A 17,496-nucleotide genomic window follows, 5' to 3' on the forward strand; every position below is an offset into this window, starting at 1 on the left:
CCCGGAGTGGCCATGAACCCTCGGCTGTTTTCGTTCGTCGGCGGGACCGGCGGGGCGTGGTCCGTAATCGGCATGAAGGCAGTCGTGGGCGACGCGCTGCCAACCGTCGCCGCACTGGACATCGTCAACGGTCCGGCCGCGGAGCCGCCGGGCGGGTGGCTGTTGCGGGGCGTCACGAGCAACGAGCGGTACGCGACGCGGGCCGAGAAGACGCAACTCGTGGCCAAGCAGGCCGCCCTGGGCCGGCCCGAGGCGACGCACGCGGCCCTCATCCCGATCCGCAAGTCGGCGGCGTGGTGGGCGCTGACCCAGGACGAGCGGCGGGCCGTCTTCGAGGACCAGTCCCGGCACACGCACGTCGGCTTGAAGTACCTGCCGGCCGTCGCCCGGCGGTTGCACCACTGCCGCGACCTGGACCGCCCCGAGCCGTTCGACTTCCTGACGTTGTTCGACTACACGGCTGCAGACGCCGCGGCCTTCGAGGACCTCGTCGCCGCGCTCCGGGCGACGGCGGAGTGGAAGTACGTGGACCGCGAGGTGGACATCCGCCTCGTCCGCGGGTGAACGACTCGTGAGATTGCGGCCCCCGGTAGAACCTCCGCCGCCGGGGGCCGTTCAATTCTGACCGCCCCCTCGTACACTAGCACTTCTGCCTGATGCCACGTTCGGAGAACCGCTCTCATGATTCCGTCCTCCCTGCTGCTGACGCTCGCGCTCGCCGCCGCGGCCCCGCTCAAGCCGACCGACTGGCCGCAATGGCGCGGCCCGAACCGCGACGGCGTCAGCGGCGAAAAGAACCTCCTCCAGAAGTGGCCGGACGGCGGCCCGACGAAGCTCTGGACGGCCGCGGACCTCGGCGGCGGGTACGGCACACCGTCGATCGCGGCCGGGAAGATTTACGGCGTCGGCAAGTTCGGCAACGAGGAAAAGGTCTGGGCACTGAACGAGGCCGACGGGAAGCCGGCGTGGAGCACGCCGTTCGCCGAGGCGGTGAAGGTCGGGTACGGCGAGGGCGGCCGCAGCACGCCGACCTACGCGGACGGGAAGCTGTTCGTCGTCGGCATGGGCGGCGAACTCGCGTGCCTGACCGCGGCCGACGGCAAGCTCGTCTGGAAGAAGAACTACGTCAAGGACTTCGGCGGGAAGGTCCAGAACTGGGGCTATTCCGAATCGGTCCTCGTGGACGGCGACGCGGTCGTCGGCACGCCGGGGTCGGCGTCCGCCGCCCTCGTGAAGTTCAAGGCGGCCGACGGCGACGTGATCTGGAAGGCCGAGGTCGCGAACCCCGGCTCGGCCGGCGGCTACTCCTCCCCGGTCAAGGCCGAGATTCACGGCGTCCCGATGTACGTCACCCTGCTCGGCAAGTCCGGCGGTGTCGTCGGCATCGACGCGAAGACCGGCAAGCTCCTCTGGCAGTACACCCGCGTCATGAACGGCATCGCCAACATCCCGACCGTCGTGGTGAAAGGTGACCACGTCTTCTGCTCCACTGGATACGGCGACGGCGGGTCGGCCCTGATCCAGATCGAGAAGGTCGGCGACGAGTTCAAGGTCAACGAGAAGAAGTACCTCGGCGCGCGGGACGTTCAGAATCACCACGGCGGCATGGTGCTGGTTGGCGACCACCTATACATGGGCCGCGGGCACAACAACGGGCTGCCGACGTGCGTGGAGTTCAAGACCGGCACCGTCGTCTGGAAGGAGGACAACGGCGCGGGCAAGGGGACCGGGTCCGGGTGCGTGACCTACGCCGACGGGATGCTGTACTTCCGCTACCAGAACGGCGTCATGGCGCTGGTCCGGGCGTCGCCCGGCGGGTTCGAGCTGGCCGGCCGGTTTGACATTCCGGAGAAGAGCGGCAAGGCGAGCTGGCCGCACCCGGTCGTCTCGGACGGCAAGCTGTACGTCCGCGACCAGGAGAAGCTGCACTGCTTCGACGTGAAGGCGAAGTAGATTTCTCATTTTGCATTTTTCATTTCGACTTTTGAATTGTTCCGGTCATTCTTGAACCAATTCAAAAGTCGAAATGAAAAATGCAAAATCATTCCACCTCCCCTCCCACATCATCCCGGAGCGTGCCGTGCGATATTCGTTCCTCGTGGCATTCTTCTTCGCCTCCCAGGCGGTGGCCGCCGACAAGCCGGTCGTTATCCAGAACGCCACCGTCTACAACGGCTCCGGCTCCCCAGGCGTGAAGGCGGCCGTCGCCATCGACGGCGGCAAGGTCACGGCCGTCGGCAAGGTCGAGGTGGGGCCGAACACCACCGTCATCGACGGCACGGGCCTGATCGTCTGCCCCGGCTTCATCGACCTGCACACGCACAGCGACTCGGCCGTCGTGTCGAAGACGCTGCGGGCGAACACCTGCTACGCCGTGCAGGGCGTGACCACCATCGTGACCGGGAACTGCGGCAGCGGGCCGACGGACGTGGCGAAGTTCTTCAAGGACATCGAGGCCGGCGGCGTCGGCGCGAACGTCGTCCACCAGGTTCCGCACAACAGCGTCCGCGAAGCGGTCATGGGCAACGCCAACCGCAAACCGACGGCCGACGAGTTAAAGAAGATGGAGGAGTTGGTTGAAAAGGGGATGCAGGCCGGGGCGTGGGGCCTGGCGACGGGGCTGATCTACAACCCCGGAACCTACGCGAAGACGGACGAACTGATCGCGCTGGCGAAAATCGCGGGCAAGAACGGCGGGCACTACGCCAGCCACATCCGCAACGAGGGCGGCGGCCTCCTCGGCGCGATCGAGGAGGCGATTGCCATCGGCAAGGAGGGCGGCTGTCCTGTCCACATCTCGCACATCAAGGCGAGCGGCCGGGCGGCACACGGGCTGTCGGCACGGGCCGTCGCGCTCATCGAGACGGCCCGCAAGGCGGGGCAAGCGGTGTCGGCCGACCAGTACCCGTACACGGCCAGCAGCACGTCCCTGCGGGCAACCATCGTGCCGACGAAGTACCGCGAAGGCTCGACGAAGGAATACGTCGCCCGGTACGGCGACCCGCAGACCGGGCCGAGACTGAAGGCCGACCTCGCCGAGGCGATCAGCGAGCGGGACAACGGGAAGGCGATTCAGATCGCGACCTACTCGAAGAAGCCGGCGTGGCAGGGGAAGCGGTTGTCCGAGATCGCGGCCGCGGAGAAGCGGGACGTGCTGGACATCGTGATCGAGATCGAGACGACCGGCGGGGCGCAGATCGTCAACCACGCGATGAACGAGGAGGACGTGCGCGTCTACATGAAGCAGCCGTGGGTGGCGACGGCCAGCGACGGCAGCGCGAAGGTCGCGGACAAGAGCGTCCCGCACCCGCGGAGCTACGGCACGTTCGCCCGCAAGATCGGGTTCTACTCCATCGAGGAGAAGACAATCCCGCTCGAACACGCGATCCGCTCGTGCTCCGGGCTGCCGGCGGACGTCCTCGGGTTCAAGGACCGGGGGTACGTGAAGGCCGGGCAGTGGGCGGACGTGGTCGTATTCGATCCGAAGACGTACCGCGACCACGCGACCTACGAGAATCCGCACCAGCTCTCGACCGGCGTGAAGTACCTGTTCCTGAACGGCGCGATGGTGATCGACGACGGCAAGCACAAGCCGGACGTGCTGGCGGGCAAGATTCTGAAGAAAACTGAGCACCGCTGACACGATTTTGGCTGCTACAGCGTTGGCAAAGGACATCACACGATGACGTACCCCGAACAAGATGCCTTCTTTGAACGTTTCGCCAAAGAGACGGACAGAGCTTGTGGCGTTCTCGGAGCAGCACTACTCGAAGAGTACTTGAAGAAGATATTTGAGAAGAGATTACACGTGCCAGACAAGAAACTGTTCGCTGTGCAGGGACCGTTGGGCTCATTTAGCGCCAAAATAAATATGGCCTACTCACTTGGCTGGATAGATGCCGATATGAAAGCAGATTTAGACACAGTACGAGGCATTCGGAACGATTTTGCACATAGTTGGGATCATGAGCTTGATTTCAAGGATCAATCAATCTCGGATAGAACACACAACCTTTGCTCCGCTGCTGCGTTTTTGGAAGGGATAACTGCAAAAGACAACCGCAAGCGGTTCTCAGATGCTGTTTTAAACAACGTCAGGGAAAAATTCTCCACTCCACGATGGCGCTTTGCCATAGCCATCGAATTCATTGTGCAGCTACTGAATGACCTCGCAGTTCAAAACACTTCATCGTACACAGGTCCAAGCATAAAGACCGAATCCTTCGAGACGGGCATGAACATGATGATGGGTGTCAAGTTCAAGGGAACGGCAACTTTCCTCCCATCCACCGCGCAGCGATAGGGTGTTCCTTTGTCTTTCGCTCAGTTAGCCTTCCGTCGCGCGACCTTCTCCACGGCCGCGACGTGCTCGAACGGGGTCAACTGCGGCTTCCCGTCCTCGGTCAGGCCGGACAGTTGCTGAATCTTCTGTTCGGCGTCCTTCAACTGGCCGTAGCAGACGCGCAGGAGCTGCACGCCCCGCTCGTACCGGGCGAGGGCGTCGTCGAGCGTCGTCGTGCCGTCCTCCAGGTCGCGCAGGACGCGCTCCAGCTCGGACAGCGCCTGTTCAAATCGGGGCGTCTCGGCCATTCGCAAAACCTCAGTCTTGGACCTTTACCACCCGGCTCGTGACCGTGCCGGCGGCGAGGCGTGTTTCGATGACGTCGCCCGCGGCGAGCGCCGCCGCGTCGCGGACGACCTGCCCGTCGGCGAGCGTCAGGCTGTACCCGCGCTTCAGTACGTTCAGCGGGCTGAGCGACTCCAGTTGCTCCGCGGCCGCGGCAACTTTTTGATTCGCCCGGTCGAGCCGGACCTTCGCCGCCCGTTGCAGCCGGGCCGCGAGGTCGTCGAGCCGCTGCTCGGCCTCGCGGACGCGGGCGAACGGCTTCCGCAACGCCGGGCGGGACGCGAGCTGGTCGAGCCGCTGCCGCAGGTACGCGAACCGGTCGGCGAGCGCGTTGTCGAACCGCGTGCCGAACTCGCGGAGAGTCGCCGCCTGTTCCTTGCGGTCCGGAACGAGCGCCATGATCGCGGCCGACGGCGTCTCCGCGCGCCGGTCCGCGACGAGGTCCGCGACCGTCACGTCCACCTCATGGCCGACCGCGGACACGACCGGCACGAGCGACTGGAAGATCGCGTCCGCGACGACCTCTTCGTTGAACGCCCACAGGTCCTCGGCGCTGCCGCCGCCGCGGCCGATGACTATCGCGTCGAGCGGGAGCTTCTTCTGTTCGTGCAGGGAGTTCAACATCTTTAAGGAGGCCGCCACGTCCTGGGCCGCGCCGTCTCCCTGCACGCGGGACGGGCGGACGACCACCTCCGTTATCGGCCACCGCTGGGCGAGCAGCTCGAGCATGTCGCGGATCGCCGCCCCGGTCGCCGACGCGACGAGCGCCACCCGCCGCGGGAACTTCGGCAGCGGCCGCTTCCGCTTCGGGTCGAAGTACCCCTTCGCCAGCAGCCGCTCCTTGAGTTGCCGCAGCGCGAGTTCGGCCGCGCCCATCCCCTTCGGCTGCATCTCCTGAACGTAAAACTGGCAGTCGCCCCGCTCGCCGTAGAAGCTCACTTGCCCGCGGGCGAGGACCTCGAGGCCGTTGTGCGGGTCGAACCGCAGCCGCAGGTTCATCCCGCGGAAGAACGCGCACTTGAGCTGGGCCTTCGCGTCCTTGAGCGTGAGGTACATGTGGCCGGACGCGGCCTTCGTGAGGTTCGAGATTTCGCCGGCGACCCAGACGCTCGCGTACTCGGTCTCGAGCAAGTCCTTGACCTGCCCGGCGAGCGCGGAGACGGTGAGAACGGAAGCGGGATCCGGCGGCGGCATGGGGGAAGATTACCGGAGAACGGCGGCCTTGAGAATGCGGGTTGCGAACCGCCCGACTTCCGAAGTCCGGCTTCGACTTCGGAAGTCGAGCCCGCGGGGGTGTACCTCCCCTCTGCGTGAGTACTGGTCCCGTTGGACTTCCGAAGTCGAAGCCGGACTTCGGAAGTCGGTCACTGATAGAATACTTGCCTCATCAGGAGTAAGTGCCGGTGCCCCACGCGGACGTTCCCCTGGCCGACGGCAAAATCGTCGCGATCACTTTTTCCGTCACCAACGGCCGCCTCGCCGACGTGAAGGTGGCCGGCCCGGTCCACGACTTCTCGCCCGCGCTCGAACGACTGCCGGCCGACGCGGAAGTCGCTGCCCTAGCCGCGCGGGTGCGGGCGGCCGTCCCGTTCGGCGTCCCCTTCCCCGTCGGCTTGGCGCAACGAATCGCGGACGCCCTTCACGGGGCCGCCAACTGCGCCCCCGTCCCGCGGATCGGCAGCTTCACGGCGAACCAGATCGACGCGCTCACCGAGCGCTGGAAGTCGTTCCCCTGGCGCATCATCCCGGAGCAACCACTCGACGCCGCGCTAAACGCGGCGCTCGACGAAGTCCTCAGCGACGCCGGGTCGCCGTGCCTGCGGTTCTGGCGGTGGGCGGAACCGGCCGTCGTCATCGGCCGGTGTCAGTCGGTCGAAAACGAGGTCGATCGCGAAGCGATGGCCGACGCCGGGGTTTCGCTCGTCCGGCGGCTGACCGGCGGCGGGGCGATGTTCGTCCAGCCGCACGGCACGATCACGTACTCGCTGGTCCTGCCGGAAGACGCGGTCGCCGGGCTGACGATCCGCCAGAGCTACGAGGTGTGCGACGCCTGGGTCGTCCGCGGCCTGCGGGAACTCGGCATCGACGCGCATCACGTCCCGGTGAACGACATCGCGTGCGGCGACGGCAAGATCGGCGGCGCGGCCCAGTCCCGGCGGCGCGGCACGGTGCTGCACCACACCACCATCGCCTACGCCCTCGATTCCGACGAGATGGCCCGCGTCCTCCGCATCGGCCGGGCGAAGCCGCGGGCGAACGCCGTCGCGTCCGCGGCGAAGGTCGTGTCGCCGCTCGTTTCGCAGGCGAACCTTCCCCGTGTGGTCATCGTCGAGCATCTGCGGCAGACGTTCCAGCGTACCTACGGTGGGACGCCCTCGTCGATCACGGCCGAGGAGCACGCAGCGGTGACCGAGTTGGTCCGCACGAAGTACGGTCACGCGGACTGGACGCACGAGTTCCCCTGACGCTACGATGGCCCGTCCGCTCGAATCATCTCCCTTCGACAGACCCGGTTCTGGTAAAATTCAGGCAGTCGGGCATCCCGCCACGCACGAGGCATCCGCCGTGGGACAAAAAATCGAACAAGACCTGCAACGGTTCCGCAAGATCGTTCGCGGCAAGGTGAAGTCGAACCTGTCGAAGTACATCAGCCGCGGCGAGATGATCGGCAAGAAGGGGAACGACCTCGTGTCGATCCCGATGCCGTCGATCAACACGCCGCAGTTCCGGTACGGGAACAAGGGCGGCGGCGGCGTCGGCGTCGGCGACGGGCAGCCCGGCCAGCCGCTCACCCAGCCGCAGGACGGCGACGGCGACCCGCAGGCCGGCGACCAGCCGGGCGGCCACATCCTCGAAGTCGATCTCACGATGGAGGAACTCGCCGACATCCTCGGCGAGGAACTCGCGCTGCCCCGCATCGAGCCGAAGGGGAAGAAGAACGTCGTCACCGAGAAGGACAAGTACTCGTCCATCCGCAACGTCGGCCCGGAGAGCCTGCGGCACTTCAAGCGGACGTACAAGAAGGCGCTCAAGCGGCAAATCTCCACGGGGACGTACAACCCGGCCGACCCGCTGGTCGTGCCGATCCGGGAGGACAAGCAGTACCGGAGTTGGAAGGAAGTGCCGAAGCCGGACGCCGTGGCGTGCGTGATCTACATGATGGACGTGTCCGGCAGCATGACGGACGAGCAGAAGGAGATCGTGCGGATCGAGTCGTTCTGGATCGACACGTGGATCAAGCGGCACTACCAGGGCGTGGAGACGGTGTACATCGTCCACGACGCGGCCGCGCACGAGGTGGACGAGCACACGTTCTACCACACCCGCGAGAGCGGCGGGACGAAGATCAGCAGCGCCTACGAGCTGGCGAACAAGATCATGCACGCCCGGTTCCCGGCGACCGAGTGGAACGTGTACGCGTTCCACTTCAGCGACGGCGACAACTGGGGCGACGACAACCCGAAGTGCCTGGCGCTGTTGAAGGAGCAGATGCTCCCGAAGCTGAACCTGTTCGGCTACGGCCAGGTCGAGTCCCCCTACGGCAGCGGCGAGTTCTTCGAGCACATCAGCGAGCTGCTCGACGAGCACGAGAACGTCGTGGCGACGAAGGTGCCGGACCGCGACGCGATCCTGGGGAGCATCAAGGAATTCTTGAAGACGGGGAGGTGAGTCATGTTAAAGCGCGTAGAGCAAGTGAATACGGAAGTAATTCCGGGGCTGCCAGAACGGATCAAGGCCGTGATCCCTAGCATCGAACAGACAGTTGGTGCTTCCGGGGATCGGGTTTCACTCCGGTGGAGTTTGAGCGAAGGCGGGACCGCTCCGGACCGTGTCATCGAGCTTGAATTGACCGACGACATCGCCGGCTCCGGTGTCGAATACCTAAGTACCCAAACTTTTGACGGTGATCCACAGGCCCTGCGTCGCCAAGTTCGCGAACTTCACAGCAGCATCCTGGACCGGTTCCTCAATCAAAAAATGCAGAAGCTAAGGCAGAACCTCGCGACTCAGGCGGGGGTGTAACGTTGGCCAACACGAACACGGAACGCATCCAGGACTTGGAACGGATCGCTCTCACCCTCAAGGCCGACTTCGCTTACCTCAAACAGGCCCTGACGGACGCGACAACCTCGATTCGTGATGGCGAGAACCGCATTGCCGAACTGGAAAAGGATAATGCCCTCCTGAAGCAACGGCTCGACGACCAGATCAAGCGGCTCGAACTCTGGGCCGGTCGACTTTGGGGCTTCATCATGCTCCTTGTAGGTGCGGTTCTCTCACTCGCGTCCGGGTTGATCGTGACCCTGACCAAGAGGTAGCTGGACGATCCCCGATCTTCGGCCGTGTCTCCGCCGAAGACCGGGCATTAAATCGGACACGGAATGCTGGATCGGTCGTTTCGGTGCGGGTACGCTACACAATGGGTGGTTTCCCGGCCCTCGCACGGGGACACAGCGATGAACACGTCCGACGACGACGACCTTTCTAACTCGATCATCTTCGGCCCGGCGAAGCCCGACACCGCGACCCGCGAGCTGCCGTTCCTCGACCCGCCCCGCGGCCCGGACGAGATCGGGCGGCTCGGCGACTTCCGCGTGATCCGCGTCCTCGGCAAGGGCGGCATGGGCATCGTCTTCGAGGCCGAGGACACGCACTTGCACCGGACCGTCGCACTCAAGGTGCTGCGGCCGGAGGTCGCCGCCGACCCGGACAACCGGGAGCGGTTCCTCCGCGAGGCGCGGGCGGCGGCGGCCATCGAGTCGGAGTATGTGGCGACCATCTACCAGGTCGGCACGCTCGGCATGACCGCGTTCCTGGTCATGCAGTACCTGCACGGCATGACGCTCCAGGCCCGGCTCGACAAGCCGCAGCGCCTCGGCCTGCGGACGGCCCTGCTCATCGCCCGGCAGGCGGCCGTCGGGCTTCAAGCCGCCCACGCACGGGGGTTGATCCACCGGGACATCAAGCCCGCGAACCTCTGGCTCGAATCGTCCCCCGACGGCGGGACGTTCCGCCGCGTCCGCATCCTCGACTTCGGGCTGGCTCGGCGGCTGACGAGCGAACCCGGCCTGACGGCGACCGGGTTCGTTATCGGCACGCCAAACTACATGGCCCCGGAGCAGGCCAACGGCGACCCGATCGACCACCGGGCCGACCTGTTCAGCCTCGGGTGCGTGCTGTACGTGATGCTCACCGGCGAGATGGCGTTCCCCGGCGAATCGACGATGAAGGTCTTCCTCGCCCTCGCGTCGAAGACGCCACCGCCGGTGCTGGAGCGGAACCCGGCCGTCCCGCCGCCGGTCGCGGAATTGGTCGATCGGCTCTTAGCGAAGGACCGCAACGACCGCCCGGACTCGGCGCAGGAGGTCATCGCCACCCTGGACGCGGCGCTCGCCACGCCGCTCGGCCCGGTGGAAACCCCGCCGCCACAGCCCGCGTCGCGGGTCGTGCCGGTCGCCGCGGCGGAAACCGGGAGCAGCCTGAAGGCCGACACGAAGCCGGAGGACACCGCCGCCCTGCGGCGGGCCGGACAACTGCCGGAACCGCGGCGGAAGTGGCCGGTTTGGGTCGGCGGGTTGGCCGCGCTCGTCGCCGTGGCGGGGGTCGCGTGGTTCGCGCTAAAGCCCGGCGGCCGGGGCGGTTCGTCGTCCGTCGCGATACCGACCGGGGAGCCGATCAAGGTCGGTGTTTTGCACTCGCGGACGGGAACAATGGCCGTCAGCGAGCTGCCGATCATTGACGCGACCATGCTCGCCATCGAAGAATTGAATCGAACGGGCGGCGTCCTCGGCCGGCCGGTGCAGGCGATCGCGGCGGACGGGAAGTCCGACCCCGAGGTGTTCGACGACGAGGCCGTGCGGCTGCTCACCCGCGAGAAGGTCGTCGCCATCTTCGGGTGTCAAACGTCGGCGTCCCGGAAGGCCGTCCGCGGCGTCGTCGAGCGGAACGACGGGTTGTTGTTCTTCCCGGCCTCCCACGAGGGGCTGGAGCAGTCGCCGCGGATCGTGTACGTCGGGGCGGCGGCCAACCAGAAGTTCCTGCCGTCCGTCGATTACGTGACGGAGGTGCTCGGCAAGCGGCGGCTGTTCTTCGTCGGGTCGGACCTGATCTCGCCGCGGGCCGGGTTGGAACTCGTGAAGGACCGGCTGAAGGCGCGGAAGACCGGGGCGGTGGTGGTCGAGGCGGTGTTCTTCCCGCTCGGGTCGAAGGACGTGTCGGAGGCGATCGACCGGATCGAGGTGGCGAAGCCGGACGCGATCATCAACGTCATCCACGGCGGGACGAACTTCGCGTTCTTCAAGGAACTGCGGGCGCGGGGCGTCCGGTCGAGCGACATCCCGACGATGTCCGTATCGATGACCGAGCACGAACTCCGCGGCATGGCCGGCATGGCCGGGGACTACCTGGCCGCGAGCTACTTCCAGGCGATCGACCGGGAGGAGAACCGCGTCTTCTTGCAAAAGGTGCGGGACCGATACGGGGCGGACCGGGCGGCGACGGATAACATGGTTCATGCGTACACGGCCGTCCACCTGTGGGGGAAGGCGGCGACGGCCGCCGGGTCGCCGGACGCGGCGGCCGTGGCGAAGGCCGTCCGCGGGATCGAGCACGCCGGACCGGGGGCGAACGTCAAGATCGACGAGGAGAACCAGCACGCGTGGCGGCCGTACCGGATCGGCCGGGTACAATCGGACGGGAAGGTCAAGGTGGTGTTCGAGTCGAAGGAGAGCGTCCGGCCGGTCCCGTTCCCGGACACGCGGACGAAGCAGGAGTGGGAGCAGTTGCTCTCGGAGTTCTATGTCGGGTGGGGGAACCGGTGGCAGTTGCCGGGCTTGCCGGACAAATAGGAGGGCGCGATGAGTCGGCCGTACAACACGAACCTCCCGCCGCACTTGCGGGTGCTCAAGGACGAGATCGAGGGGTACGCCCGCGACTACGGCCTGGACTTCTACGAGACGATCTTCGAGGTCGTGGACGCGGACGACCTCAACGAGATCGCGGCCTACGGCGGGTTCCCGACCCGCTACCCGCACTGGTCGTTCGGCATGCAGTACGAGGAGTTGAGCAAGAGCTACTCCTACGGGCTGTCGAAGATTTACGAGATGGTGATCAACAACGACCCGTGCTACGCGTACCTGATGCGGTGCAACCACACGGTCGATCAGAAGCTGGTGATGGCGCACGTCTACGGTCACTGCGATTTTTTCAAGAATAACGCCTACTTCGGGCACACTACCCGGAAGATGATGGACGAGATCGCCAACCACGGCAACCGGCTGCGGCGGTACGCCGAGCGGTTCGGCGAGGACGAGGTCGAGGCGTTCCTGGACAAGTGCATGTCCATCGACGACCTGATCGACATCCACTCCGTCGCCATCAAGCGGCGGGACGACCCGCACGCGCACCTCAACGGCGCGAAGGACGGCGAGGAGGACGACGACGACAAGCCGGTCCGGTTCAAGACGAAGGACTACCTGACGGACTTCGTGAACCCGCCGGACCAACTGCGGGCGGCCGAGGACGAGAAGCGGAAGGCGAAGACGCAGCAGACGCCGCCGCACTTCCCGGAGCGGCCGGAGAAGGACGTGCTGATGTTCCTCATCGAGCACGCGCCGCTTAAAAACTGGCAAAGAGATGTTTTATCAATTATCCGTGATGAAGCGTATTACTTTTATCCTCAAGCTCAAACGAAAATTATCAACGAGGGGTGGGCCAGTTTCTGGCACAGCACAATCATGACCCAGAAGGTGCTCGACTCGTCCGAACTCATCGACTACGCCGACCACCATTCCGGGACGATGGCCACAAGCTCCCGGCGGCTGAACCCGTACAAGGTCGGCATCGAGCTCCTCCGCGACATTGAGCGGCGATGGAACATGGGGCAGTTCGGGCCGGAGTGGGAAAACTGCGACGACCTGGACAAAAAGCGAAACTGGGACAAGCAGACCGGCCTCGGGCGGCAGAAAATCTTCGAGGTCCGCAAGATTCACAACGACATAACGTTCATCGACACCTTCCTCACGCCGGAGTTCTGCGTCGAGAACAAGCTGTTCTCGTTCAACTACCAGGACCAGACGAAGAACTACGTGATCGAGAGTCGGGAGTTCCAGAAGGTCAAGCAGCGGTTGCTGTTCAGCTTGACGAACTTCGGGAAACCGTGGATTTACGTGCTGAACGGCAACCACGCCAACCGCGGCGAGTTGCTGTTGCGGCACGGGTATAATGGGGTAGAGTTGAAACTACCCGAGGCCCGCGACGTGCTGACGAACATTCAGTACGTCTGGGGCCGGCCGGTCCACCTGGAAACCGTCGTGGACGACAAGCCGATGCTCCTGAGTTTCGACGGGTCGGACCACACACATCAAGCCATCGGAGCCGACTATGACCCTCGCGGAAAAGCTGCACCCAAAGTTAAGTGAGTGGAAGCCGACCGCCCGCGGCACGTGGGCCGAGGCGTTCCCGGCCGACGGGTGGGCCGTGAGCCTGACGGCCGACCACAACGACGTGGTCGGCACGCTGGCGTGGGAATTGACGCTCACCCGCACCGCGGACGCGCCCGAGGGGCTGACGCCGCGGGCGTGGGCGGACGGCATCGCCACCCGGTCGTCCGGCCTCATGGAGCGGATCAAGCTGCTGGAGGTGGACGCCGAGCGGAGCGAGGCCGTCTTGCGGAGCGACACGCCGTCGAAGAAGGGGACCGCCGTTAGCTACTACGAGATCGTCCTCGACGGCACGGCGAAGGCGACCGTCCGCCGCTACCAGGCGGACCGCAAGGCCGGCACGAAGCGGGAGCAAGTCCCGTTCGCGGTGACGCACGAGGCGCTGGCGAAGCTGGTCGGCGACATCGCGAACTGATGTGACGTGGGAAGCCGAAGCCCGCGGACGTTCGTCCGCGGGCTTTCTTTTTGAACCCCTCACGCCAGGATTTTCTTCACCACGTTCCCGTGAACGTCGGTCAGCCGGTAGTCGCGGCCGGCGTGCCGGTACGTCAGCCTCGTGTGGTCCATGCCCAACAGGTGCAGGATCGTCGCGTGGAAGTCGTGGACGTGGACCTTGTCCGTCGCCACCGTCGCGCCGATGTCGTCCGTCTCGCCGTAGGTGATGCCGCCCTTCACGCCGCCGCCGGCCAGCCACGACGAGAAGCACGCGCTGTGGTGGCCGCGGCCGGTCGGCCCGTCCTGCCCCGGCGTGCGGCCGAACTCCGTCGTCCACACCACCAGTGTGTCGTCGAGCATCCCCCGCCGCTTCAGGTCCTGGAGCAGCGCCGCGATCGGCCGGTCGATCTTCTTCGCCAGCGGCTCGTGCTGGGCCATGTCCTGGTGCGCGTCCCAGTTGTTGGACGCCCCGGTGTCGATCAGCTCGATGAACCGCACGCCGCGTTCCGCCAGCCGCCGGGCGATCAGGCACTGCCAGCCGAACCCCTCGGTCTCGCCCGGCTTCAGGCCGTAGAGCGAGAGCGTCTCCTTCGTCTCCTTCGTCAGGTCGAACGCCTCCGGAGCCTCCGTCTGCATCTTGAACGCCGTCTCGAACGATTGAATCCTTGCCGCCAATTCCGAGTCGTTGCCGTTCGCCTTCAGGTGGTCGCGGTTGAACGCCTCGGCCAACCCCAGTTCCAACTCCTGGAGGTTCTTCGTCGTCGTCCGCTTGGCGAGGTTCGGGATCGGGTCGCCGCCGGGGACGACCCGCGTGCCCTGGTGGTAGGCCGGGAGGAAGTCGTTGCCGTACACCTGCGTCCCGGCGTAGGGCATGTGGGGGGCAATCACGATGAACGACGGCAGGTTCTGGTTCACCGTGCCGAGGCCGTAGCTCACCCACGCGCCCATGCTCGGCCGGGTGAAGAAGAACGACCCGCAGTGCATCGCGAGCGTCGCCTGGTAGTGCTCGTTGTCGTCCGACTTCATGGACCGGATGACGCACACGTCGTCGATCTGGTCGCGGACGAACGGGAACAGGTCGCTGACCAGCGTGCCGGACTTGCCGCCGGGCTGGAACTTCCACTGCGGCTTCACCAGCGGCTTCTGCTGGTTGGACAGCCCGCCGCCGACCACCATCGTCTTGCCGTCCAGCTCGAACAGCTTCGGCTTGTAATCGAACGTCTCCATGTGCGAGACGCCGCCGGTGCTGAACAGGAAGATGACCCGATTGGCCTTCGCCGGGAAGTGCGACGCCTTCGGGGCGAGCGGGTGGTCCTTCCCGCCGGCGGCGAGGGCCTGACTGAGGATGGCCGGGAGGGTCAGCGACCCGCCGACGATGGATCGCAACACGGCGCGGCGGGTCGGCAGGTGGCGGAAGGCCGGGGAGCGCATGAAAGGGCCTCGAACGATGGGGCTGATGTGATCCTACCGAACTCGGCCGAAGAAATGAACCGGGAACTACCGCCGCAGCCGCGCCCGGATCGTCGCGAGGCACTGCGACAGCGCCTCTCGCTCGCTCGCCCGGCCGCTCGCGCGGCGGAGTTCCTCGACCGCGGCCGCCGCCTTCGCCCCGCCGAACTCGCCGGCCAGCGCCAGGTACGTGTGCCACGACTCGTTCGTCCGGTCCTTCAACAGCGGTAGCAGGGCGTCCTCGATCGCCGCCCGGCCGCGGTCCGACTTGCCGATCGCGTTGAGCGCCTGGTTGGCCTGCGCCGCGTGCGGCGAGCCGATCCGGCCGAGCAGCACCTTCACCGTTTCCGCGTCGGCCCAGCGGGTCACGAGGTCGTAGGCGGCCGTCCGCTCGTCGCCGTCGTCGGACGGCACCGCCCGCAGGACCGCCGGCTTCGCGTCGTCCTGCGCCCACGTCACGAGCGCCCGCAGGGCGTCCTCGCGGACCTCCCCGCGTTCGTGCCTCGCGAGGCGCTGCAGCAGCTCGATCACGTTGGGTTTCGCCGCGGCCGGCAGCGCGATGAGCGACTCCGTCTTCGCGAAGAACGCCAGGTGCTGCTTGATCGCCAGCGTGTTCCTGTCCCGTTCGGCCGCCAGCAGCTTCAACAGTGGCGACTCGACCGCCTCCGGCGGGGCCGGGGCCGCGTCCGGGGTGATGCCGACCCACGCGTTCAGGTACGGCTGAACCCTCGGGCCGATCACGTACAGCGACAGCAGGACCGCGCCGGCCACGACGAACCGCAGCGGCCGGTAGCCCGGTTCGTAGGGCGGGTTGGCGGCCCGGTAGACCCACACCGGCGGGAAGAGCGTGACGAACCCCTGCTTGACGCTCCGTTGGCCGAACGCGACGGCCACCCACAGGTAGCCGATGACCAACTCGACCGCGCCGACGGCCGCGACGTTCTTCAGCGGCTCCATGTCGGACACCATGCAGAACAGCCAGAGGGCGAACCCGCAGGCGGTCAGAATGATCCACAGGCCGGTCGTCAGCCGCAGGTCGCTCGGCGGCTCCGGGGCCGGCTTCATCGTCCGGGCGATGGCCTGCGTCAACTCGGCCGCGATGTCCGCCGCCTCCACGTCCGTCGGGTTGAAGACGATCAGCCCGTTCGTGGCGGCGTGCCCGCCCGGCGGCGGCAGCGCCGCGGCCGGGTGGTCGCCGGTGATGCGGCCGGGGGCCGGGTAGTCCGGGGCCGGGAAGCTCGTCGGCTCCGGGAGCGGCCCGGGGGCCGGGTACGCGACCGGCGGGAAGTACGTGTCCGGGAACGACGGCGGGACGTAAGGCGTCGGGGCCGGGATCGGAACGGGGCCGGGCGTCAGCGGCGGGTCTTCGTCCTTCGTCTCCGCCGGCGCGGCCATGTCCGCGACCGACTCCGGGTCGCGGACCAGGACGGCGGCCGCGGGTTGGAGCGGGATCGGGTCGGCGGCCGTCCCGGCCGCGGCCCCGATGCGGGCCGGCGGCCGGGGTTCCGGCATCGGCGTCGGGTCGCTCGGCTCGGGGGAAATGTACTCGTCGTCATCGTCCAGGCCGGTCGGCATCATGCTGATCGGCACTTCGTCCGGCTCGGCCGCCACCGCCGCCACCGCCACCGGTTCCGGCTTCTTCCCCTCGTCCGGCTTCGGGATGACGATCGGCTTGAGGCACTTCGGGCAGATCGTGCGTTGCCCCGCCCGTTCCGGCGCGGCCAGCAGGCGTTGGGTGCAGAACGGGCAGGGGTAGCCGAACATCTGGGCCTCGAAACGACCGAAAGCGTCTCCCTTACCTTATGGCACGTTTAGTCCCCGTGCAAACGCCTCAGGCGGGGCGATAACCGAAGGATGTGCTGGGCGCGTTCAAACTCGTTCAACCAGTCCTGCACGACCCCGGCGAGGGTGTCGCCGGTGACGAGGCCGCTGCCGCACGACTCGCCGCCGAGCTGGCCCGCGAGCTTTCGGTAAGTTGTGAGGGTCCGTTCGCCGTACCGCCCGATTTCTAGCCCGTCCTCGCTGAAGAACACGACCACCGGGACGCGGTTGCCGCCGTTGATCTTCAACTCTTCCTGGGCCGCCGGGTGGGCGTCGCGGTCGAGGTAGCGGACGTTCAGGACCGGCGCGACCTCGGCGAACCGCTCGAACGCCGGGCACTGGCCGGCACAGTCGCCGCACCACGCGCCGGCCAGGACGAGAACATTCATCTTCCGCTTGAACTGCTGGAGCAGTTTCTGCTGATCGTCGGTGAGCACGACGCGGCCGCGGGTGTTATCCCACCGCGGCTTGTCGGTCGGCTTGCCGAATTTCATGAAGAACTCGTCATACGGCAGGGCCGACGAGAAGAAGTCGAACGAGAGCATGGGGGAACCTCAAAGGAAATCGGCCCGCGGCGGGACGCCACGGGCCGTGGGAAATACCGACTTCCGAAGTCCGGCTTCAACTTCGGAAGTCGAACGGGGCCAGCGCCGACGGGATGTGAGGAACGCCCCCGCGACTATCGACTTCCGAAGTCGAAGCCGGACTTCGGAAGTCGGGCCG

Annotated in this window: 16 protein-coding genes; 11 read left to right on the plus strand and 5 right to left on the minus strand. The window is 66.4% G+C overall.

The features are described 5' to 3' along the window. Positions 1–12: 12 nt before the first annotated feature. From AC5JJ2_RS04145 to AC5JJ2_RS04160, 4 genes are all read left to right on the plus strand, one after another. Positions 13–564: a chlorite dismutase family protein gene (locus AC5JJ2_RS04145; RefSeq protein WP_495856751.1), complete on the plus strand. Its 552-nt coding sequence runs from the start codon at positions 13–15 to the stop codon at positions 562–564. 117 nt (positions 565–681) lie between these two features. Continuing rightward, a complete protein-coding gene (locus tag AC5JJ2_RS04150) occupies positions 682–1,953 on the plus strand; it encodes a PQQ-binding-like beta-propeller repeat protein (RefSeq protein WP_495856694.1) in 1,272 nt (423 codons plus the stop codon). 127 nt (positions 1,954–2,080) lie between these two features. After that, positions 2,081–3,640 (plus strand): N-acyl-D-amino-acid deacylase family protein, encoded by a 1,560-nt coding sequence (locus tag AC5JJ2_RS04155; RefSeq protein WP_495856695.1) that lies wholly within the window; start codon positions 2,081–2,083, stop codon positions 3,638–3,640. A 42-nt stretch (positions 3,641–3,682) separates the two neighbouring features. Then, positions 3,683–4,303 carry an MltR family transcriptional regulator gene (locus AC5JJ2_RS04160; protein WP_495856696.1) on the plus strand — a complete coding sequence of 207 codons (621 nt, stop codon included), beginning with the start codon at positions 3,683–3,685 and terminating at the stop codon, positions 4,301–4,303. 20 nt (positions 4,304–4,323) lie between these two features. On the opposite strand, the gene AC5JJ2_RS04165 is transcribed toward AC5JJ2_RS04160, so the two are convergent. Further along, positions 4,324–4,590: an exodeoxyribonuclease VII small subunit gene (locus tag AC5JJ2_RS04165; protein WP_495856697.1), complete on the minus strand. Its 267-nt coding sequence runs from the start codon at positions 4,588–4,590 to the stop codon at positions 4,324–4,326. Positions 4,591–4,600: 10 nt separating this feature from the next. Next, on the minus strand, positions 4,601–5,821 hold the full coding sequence (gene xseA / locus AC5JJ2_RS04170; RefSeq protein WP_495856698.1) for an exodeoxyribonuclease VII large subunit: 1,221 nt from the start codon (positions 5,819–5,821) through the stop codon (positions 4,601–4,603). A 209-nt stretch (positions 5,822–6,030) separates the two neighbouring features. On the opposite strand from xseA, the gene AC5JJ2_RS04175 reads away from it, so the two are divergent. From AC5JJ2_RS04175 to AC5JJ2_RS04205, 7 genes are all read left to right on the plus strand, one after another. Then, positions 6,031–7,092, plus strand: coding sequence for a lipoate--protein ligase family protein (locus AC5JJ2_RS04175; protein ID WP_495856699.1), 1,062 nt, complete (start codon positions 6,031–6,033; stop codon positions 7,090–7,092). A gap of 100 nt (positions 7,093–7,192) precedes the next feature. Then, a complete protein-coding gene (locus AC5JJ2_RS04180; protein WP_495856700.1) occupies positions 7,193–8,296 on the plus strand; it encodes a DUF444 family protein in 1,104 nt (367 codons plus the stop codon). 3 nt (positions 8,297–8,299) lie between these two features. Continuing rightward, a complete protein-coding gene (locus AC5JJ2_RS04185; RefSeq protein ID WP_495856701.1) occupies positions 8,300–8,650 on the plus strand; it encodes a hypothetical protein in 351 nt (116 codons plus the stop codon). Positions 8,651–8,652: 2 nt separating this feature from the next. Continuing rightward, on the plus strand, positions 8,653–8,946 hold the full coding sequence (locus AC5JJ2_RS04190) for a hypothetical protein (protein ID WP_495856702.1): 294 nt from the start codon (positions 8,653–8,655) through the stop codon (positions 8,944–8,946). Between the two features lie 138 nt (positions 8,947–9,084). Continuing rightward, positions 9,085–11,475: a transporter substrate-binding protein gene (locus AC5JJ2_RS04195; protein ID WP_495856703.1), complete on the plus strand. Its 2,391-nt coding sequence runs from the start codon at positions 9,085–9,087 to the stop codon at positions 11,473–11,475. A gap of 9 nt (positions 11,476–11,484) precedes the next feature. Next, positions 11,485–13,047, plus strand: coding sequence for a SpoVR family protein (locus AC5JJ2_RS04200; protein ID WP_495856704.1), 1,563 nt, complete (start codon positions 11,485–11,487; stop codon positions 13,045–13,047). Further along, the gene (locus tag AC5JJ2_RS04205; RefSeq protein WP_495856705.1) at positions 13,010–13,483 is read left to right on the plus strand and encodes a hypothetical protein; all 474 of its coding nucleotides are present in this window, start codon (positions 13,010–13,012) and stop codon (positions 13,481–13,483) included. The genes AC5JJ2_RS04200 and AC5JJ2_RS04205 overlap by 38 nt, the downstream gene beginning before the upstream one ends. Before the next feature lie 59 nt (positions 13,484–13,542). Here AC5JJ2_RS04205 and AC5JJ2_RS04210 read toward each other — a convergent pair whose 3' ends face one another. From AC5JJ2_RS04210 to AC5JJ2_RS04220, 3 genes are all read right to left on the minus strand, one after another. Then, a complete protein-coding gene (locus AC5JJ2_RS04210) occupies positions 13,543–14,934 on the minus strand; it encodes a DUF1501 domain-containing protein (RefSeq protein WP_495856706.1) in 1,392 nt (463 codons plus the stop codon). A gap of 66 nt (positions 14,935–15,000) precedes the next feature. Further along, a complete protein-coding gene (locus AC5JJ2_RS04215) occupies positions 15,001–16,716 on the minus strand; it encodes a HEAT repeat domain-containing protein (protein WP_495856707.1) in 1,716 nt (571 codons plus the stop codon). 47 nt (positions 16,717–16,763) lie between these two features. Then, a complete protein-coding gene (locus AC5JJ2_RS04220; RefSeq protein ID WP_495856708.1) occupies positions 16,764–17,318 on the minus strand; it encodes a thioredoxin family protein in 555 nt (184 codons plus the stop codon). Positions 17,319–17,496 lie beyond the last annotated feature (178 nt).

This window comes from Limnoglobus sp. (assembly GCF_059499385.1).

Excerpts from the sequence above, each read along its gene's own strand:
- AC5JJ2_RS04145 (WP_495856751.1), top strand. The coding sequence starts at position 13 with ATGAACCCTCGGCTGTTTTCGTTCGTCGGCGGGACCGGCGGGGCGTGG.
- AC5JJ2_RS04150 (WP_495856694.1), top strand. The coding sequence starts at position 682 with ATGATTCCGTCCTCCCTGCTGCTGACGCTCGCGCTCGCCGCCGCGGCC.
- AC5JJ2_RS04160 (WP_495856696.1), top strand. The coding sequence starts at position 3,683 with ATGACGTACCCCGAACAAGATGCCTTCTTTGAACGTTTCGCCAAAGAG.
- AC5JJ2_RS04165 (WP_495856697.1), bottom strand. The coding sequence starts at position 4,590 with ATGGCCGAGACGCCCCGATTTGAACAGGCGCTGTCCGAGCTGGAGCGC.
- xseA (WP_495856698.1), bottom strand. The coding sequence starts at position 5,821 with ATGCCGCCGCCGGATCCCGCTTCCGTTCTCACCGTCTCCGCGCTCGCC.
- AC5JJ2_RS04185 (WP_495856701.1), top strand. The coding sequence starts at position 8,300 with ATGTTAAAGCGCGTAGAGCAAGTGAATACGGAAGTAATTCCGGGGCTG.
- AC5JJ2_RS04195 (WP_495856703.1), top strand. The coding sequence starts at position 9,085 with ATGAACACGTCCGACGACGACGACCTTTCTAACTCGATCATCTTCGGC.
- AC5JJ2_RS04200 (WP_495856704.1), top strand. The coding sequence starts at position 11,485 with ATGAGTCGGCCGTACAACACGAACCTCCCGCCGCACTTGCGGGTGCTC.
- AC5JJ2_RS04205 (WP_495856705.1), top strand. The coding sequence starts at position 13,010 with ATGACCCTCGCGGAAAAGCTGCACCCAAAGTTAAGTGAGTGGAAGCCG.
- AC5JJ2_RS04210 (WP_495856706.1), bottom strand. The coding sequence starts at position 14,934 with ATGCGCTCCCCGGCCTTCCGCCACCTGCCGACCCGCCGCGCCGTGTTG.
- AC5JJ2_RS04215 (WP_495856707.1), bottom strand. The coding sequence starts at position 16,716 with ATGTTCGGCTACCCCTGCCCGTTCTGCACCCAACGCCTGCTGGCCGCG.
- AC5JJ2_RS04220 (WP_495856708.1), bottom strand. The coding sequence starts at position 17,318 with ATGCTCTCGTTCGACTTCTTCTCGTCGGCCCTGCCGTATGACGAGTTC.